This window comes from Actinomycetota bacterium, from assembly GCA_018334075.1.
Lineage (GTDB): Bacteria > Actinomycetota > Coriobacteriia > Anaerosomatales > UBA912 > JAGXSC01.
On the sequence record JAGXSC010000076.1, the window covers coordinates 1 to 4,908 of the forward strand.

The 4,908-nt window shown below is 57.9% G+C and carries 5 protein-coding genes and 1 pseudogene; 2 read left to right on the top strand and 4 right to left on the bottom strand.

What is annotated here, in order from left to right:
• Positions 1–345: 345 nt before the first annotated feature.
• Positions 346–678, bottom strand: a complete 333-nt coding sequence (locus KGZ89_09295; protein MBS3975044.1) for a helix-turn-helix transcriptional regulator — start codon at positions 676–678, stop codon at positions 346–348.
• A pseudogene (locus tag KGZ89_09300) lies at positions 665–903 on the bottom strand (type II toxin-antitoxin system RelE/ParE family toxin). The gene KGZ89_09295 and the pseudogene KGZ89_09300 overlap by 14 nt, the downstream one beginning before the upstream one ends.
• 227 nt (positions 904–1,130) lie before the next feature.
• Between KGZ89_09300 and KGZ89_09305 the strand changes: the two are divergent.
• Complete coding sequence (locus tag KGZ89_09305; GenBank protein ID MBS3975045.1) at positions 1,131–1,712, top strand: ArsR family transcriptional regulator; 582 nt, start codon at positions 1,131–1,133, stop codon at positions 1,710–1,712.
• Entirely contained in the window at positions 1,690–2,145 is a 456-nt protein-coding gene (locus KGZ89_09310; protein MBS3975046.1) for a hypothetical protein, read from the top strand. The genes KGZ89_09305 and KGZ89_09310 overlap by 23 nt, the downstream gene beginning before the upstream one ends.
• Before the next feature lie 211 nt (positions 2,146–2,356).
• Here KGZ89_09310 and KGZ89_09315 read toward each other — a convergent pair whose 3' ends face one another.
• The gene (locus tag KGZ89_09315; GenBank protein ID MBS3975047.1) at positions 2,357–3,550 is read right to left on the bottom strand and encodes a restriction endonuclease subunit S; all 1,194 of its coding nucleotides are present in this window, start codon (positions 3,548–3,550) and stop codon (positions 2,357–2,359) included.
• On the bottom strand, positions 3,550–4,908 hold a 1,359-nt coding region (locus KGZ89_09320; protein ID MBS3975048.1), incomplete at its 5' end, for an N-6 DNA methylase. The genes KGZ89_09315 and KGZ89_09320, both read right to left, overlap by 1 nt.

Genomic DNA, 4,908 nt, shown 5'->3' on the forward strand with positions numbered 1-4,908 from the left:
GGCGATGGCCAGTGCCGCCAGCAGGTCTTCAAGCACGCGTGTCTCGGTCTTCTCGAAATCCTCGAACAGGGCGATGCGGTCTAGACACAGCTCGACCAGCATCGACTTGAGCGCGGTATCATCGTGCATGCGAGTTTCCTTTCTTCTCTGGGTCTTCGACACACCAAGAGTAGAAGGAACCCCGCACTACGTCTCAAGACGACTTCGGGGTCACGCCCCCCTAAACCTTACGCGCTCGTGTGGTGTGGTGGATGCGCCTCGAAGCGACTCCAGCTATTTCACGCCTCTGAAATCACCTGCGGCCTTCAACGGCTGCGACCGAGACTACATCACTGGCCGCGGATGTCAGGTAGAAGCCTTCGTTCGACGAGGAGCGGGAACCAGACGGATCTCCACATCGCAACCCACTGCCTGAGCATACTTTTTGAGCGTGCTCACCGAAGGCGAGTGTTTGCCGGCGCCCTCCAAACGAGAGACAGCGCTCTTCGTGGTGCCCATGGAGGCGGCGACCTCTTCCTGGGTCAGCCCCGCATTAGTGCGCGCGGAGAGCAACTCGCGAACGAGCAGATATTCGTCTTCGAGTTCGTCATAGGCCTCATCGAACCCCTTGCGCTTGCGCGCACGCTCAAGGAAGGCCTCGTGATCGTGCGAGACCGGACGATATTCACTTCTGGCCATCGCGAACCTCCTTCATTCGTCTGCGAGCGATTTCCAGTTCACGCTTCGAAGTGGCCTGAGCTCGAAGAGCCCGTCACCCATCGCGCGCGAATGTGGCATCCGTACATCGGGGCCGAACTCGATCAGGAGCTCGACCAGCCGTACATAGTCCGCCAACACGTCAACCGGCCACGACTCGATGCCGTCGCGGACACGCCTGTTGTAGTAGTCGATTGTGTACGGCATGGTCAAAGGTTAGCAGATACGCTAACTGCGTTCAAGCCGGAACACCGCAACCACTGAGGTGGCGCAAGGCTTTGTGGTCCTGACGCCGTCCTACCGAGAAGCCCGCAGTCCGCATGAGTCCGGGCCAAGATGACAAACACGCCCGACTAAACACACATGCATTTTGACGCGCTACAATCAATTCGTTACCATGAAAACGGCCCTATCGTGCCGAAAATGAGGTAACTATGCTTTCAACACTGATTACATCCAAGGCCCGGTTGGCCTTGCTCACGCTCTTCCTGACCCATCCGGGCGAGCGCTTCTATCAAAAGCAGCTCATCCGTGATCTCGGGCTCTCGTCATCGCTTGTGCAAGCCGAGCTCAAACGACTTGAGGGCGTCGGACTTCTAATCAGTTCACGAGAGGCAAACGCCCGCTACTTCACGATTAACAACGACTTTCCGATCTATCCCGAACTAAAGAGTATCGTCTTCAAGACGGTCGGGCTCGCCGAGTTCTTGCACGACTCACTCGACGCAATCGGCAATGTGGAGGCCGCGCTTATCTACGGATCGGTCGCCAAGAACGTCGAAGACATGCGCTCCGACGTAGACGTGCTTGTAATTGGTGATGTCGATCTCGACGCTTTGAATGAAGCGGTCGACGCAGCCGAGCGAGCGGTCGGCCGTGAAATCAATACGACCGTCTACACGCGCGAGGAGTGGGCTGGCAGGGTCAAGACCGGACAAGCTTTCGTGACGGACATACTCTCTGGTCCGAAGATCTTCCTCATAGGAGATGAAGATGAGCTTCGAAGAACTACTTAGCAGACGCGCGGTCGAGCGCGTGACGGTCACACCGCGGGAGATCGCGGAGCTTTTGGCTCTCTCGAAGCGCGACATCAGAGCCGCCGAGGCCATGCTCGGCACCGATCTCGACTGGGCGTTTGCCATCGCGTACAACGGCGTCTTGCAGATATCGATCGCGTACATGAACCACCTCGGCTACCGACCGCGAGGCGAGGGCAAGCACTACAACACGTTCCGGTTTATGGAAGAGGCGCTGCCCGAAGATGCCCAGATGATCCGGCGACTTCAGAAGCTGCGCCGCAAGCGGAACACGACCATCTACGAACAGTCGGGGCTGGTGAGTGAGAAGGAAGCCCGGGACGTGATCGCGTTCGCTTCCCGTTACTACGCTTCCATCGAGGCGAAGCTCCCGCGTGATATCACCGAGCAGCTGCCCAAAGAGGATGCGTGATGAGATTGAAAAACTCGAAAGAGCCCAGCTTACTGAGCCCTTTTGAGGCCCCTCAAGAGATCTTCAGTATCAATCGATACGCGGAAGAGTTGGTGATTGAGCGCTGAGGCCTTCTGCTTCGCGGAGGTTGAAGTGCAGGCAGAACGGTTGCCTATAGGCGCGAGGATGGGACTTCCGCGTGTTTCACGGCCTGATTATCTAATGACCCCTTCTACACCGCTCCTGCGAAAAGATGGGAGCGAAGGGTGGCGACAGCGTCTCCGAGACCACGTTCTGCAACCGCCTGATTGGCGATTACGCCCTTCGTTCTCGTCAGCGCATCTTTGAAGGCAACCTGTCGATCGTTCGGTGGCAGCATCACAAGAAGGTTCTGAACAATTGTCGCATTCAAGTTCGGTAGGGTGAGTCCCAACGAAAGACTCTCTAGTCGCCTTCTCATTACATTGTGCGACAACAGGGACGCCAGGTAAGGGGCGCTCGCCCTGTCTTGCAGGGGTCGGATTATTAGTGAGCCCGTTCCGCAAAGCCAGCCGTCTTCGTCGGCTCCGACGACAGCACAGCGCCCCATCTCACCACGTCGCCCCATCACGACATCACCAGCACGCAACTGGTACTTCTTTAGCGCGTGATGCTTCTCAGGCGTAATCGCATTTGAAGCGCTGGGGGCAATACGTCCGCCTTGTATGTGCTTCGGATTGATGAGTGGGATTCCGCCTTCCACGTAATCTTTTTGGTGCAGTAAAGACCCAAAGGGACCTATCTGTATCGTTGCCACTTCCTTGAGGGGCTTAATTTCCCACCCCATCGGATTCGTCTCGGGGTCGCCGAACATCTCAACGAACAGGGCTGGCAGTATCCTTTGCGCCTTCTCGTTCGCCTCTTTCCGAAGACGCTGCAACCTATCTGCTTCGTCTAGCAGGTGGGCGATACGGCGCTGCTCATCACGCGGCGGCAGGGGTATGTCCAGTCGCTCGTATTCCTTGAACTTCAGGTTTCGCAGCCCCGTCGTCTGTGCCTGATACCTCAGCGTCCCGCCCGTCTGGTGAAGACGGTGCAGGAAACGGAACAAATAGCGCGGCTCCACCAAGTCGGGATTCGGACGCAAACGCCCTATGAAGTTGCCGTGGACAACCGTCTGCTCGTAGCCGCGAAAGTATGCGACTCGGCCCACGGGCTGGGCAGGACTGCCGCCGGAGCGTTCCAGCAGTATGTCGCCCTCTTGCAGCGACTTCTCCGCCACCTTCTTCGCGGGAATCGCCCGTCTTGCCTGCTTGCGGAAATCAATACTGCCGTCGTTCTTGACGTTTGTAGAACGCAGAACTATGGTGCCGTGCACCTCGTCCTCGTCGCCCCACACACCAGCGTCTTTCAACACCAGCAACTCTGCGAGAGGGACTATGTCCACTACTTGCCCTCAACTTCCGCGAGCAGGGATTCCAGTCCCATGGTGATTTCGCCTTCCAGCGCCAGCACCTCGCGGATGAGGTCGGCGGGGTTTTCGGTGGACACTTCACCCGCAACGCGGGGCTTGTAGCGGCTCGCCGAAAGGTTGTAATCACTCGCCTCTATCGTCGTGAGGTCGGCATGCCAGCACTTCGGCTCGTCGGTGCCAGCGGGAAGAACCGCGTTCGCAGCGATACCTGGAGGCGTCGCAAATCCCGTCTCCTTGTATTCGTCCCACGCCCCCATCAGAGCAGGAATATCGTTCAGATTCGGGGTTTCTGGTCTGCCGCCGGCCTGCGTCTTGTCTGGGTCATAGCCGTCGGCGTGCAGTTCGTAGAACCACACCTGCTTGGTCGCCGCACCGTTCGGCTTGCTCATCGGCTTACGGAACACGAGAACCGAGGTCTTCACCCCCGTGTAGGGCTTGAAAAACCCTGTCCCGAGGGACACGACGGCTCTAACCTCGTAGTCGTGCAGCAACTTCCTGCGAAGTTCCTTATGCGCCCCAGTTGACCCGAAAAGCGCACCCTCGGGCATAACAACGGCACATCTGCCCCCATCAGCAAGTGACTCCATCATCAGCGAGAGGAACAGCAACTCGCTCTTCTTCGCCTTTGTCGGAAGGTCGGCTCTTATTGATTCCTGTGGCAGCGTTCCCGCGAACGGCGGGTTGGCAAGAACGACGTTGTACTTGCGGTCTATGTCGACTTCCGAAAGTCCGCCGTGTTCGGACAGGACATTCGCCCGTTTGACCTGCGCGTGTCCGATTCCGTGCAACACAAGATTCATCGTGCTAATACGCATCATTGAACGGGAAACGTCGTAGCCAAAGACGGAATCCTCAAGACGCTTCCAGTCGGGCAGCCTCTCACCCGCGCCCTTCACGTAGGTCTGCAAGTTGGGGAACTCGGCTTTCGCCTCGGCGAGCGTCTGCCCGCGCTTATCCAGCCAGTCCTCGCCATAGATTGGGGCTTCGTGCGTGGTCTCGGAATACTTGGCGAGAATCCAGTCGACCGCATCTATCAGGAATCCTGCCGTGCCACAGGCGGGGTCGCAGATCGTGTCGCCGAAATCGGGGTCGCACATCGCCACCATAAATGAGCGAATCTGCTTCGGCGTGCGGAACTGCCCGTTGAGCGCCGAGGTCCCCAAATGAGTGAGCAGGTATTCAAAGATGTCGCCTTTGACATCGGCTCCGAGTCTGGCGAACGGTATCTTGTCCAGTTCGTCTATGACCTGCTTGAGAACGGCGGGGTCGGCTATCTCAAGCGTGGCATCACGGAAATACTCGGCGACTTGCGGCTTGTCCTTGCCGAGTGT

Coding starts and splice junctions, on each gene's coding strand:
- KGZ89_09295 (MBS3975044.1), bottom strand. CDS start 678: ATGGCCAGAAGTGAATATCGTCCGGTCTCGCACGATCACGAGGCCTTC.
- KGZ89_09305 (MBS3975045.1), top strand. CDS start 1,131: ATGCTTTCAACACTGATTACATCCAAGGCCCGGTTGGCCTTGCTCACG.
- KGZ89_09310 (MBS3975046.1), top strand. CDS start 1,690: ATGAGCTTCGAAGAACTACTTAGCAGACGCGCGGTCGAGCGCGTGACG.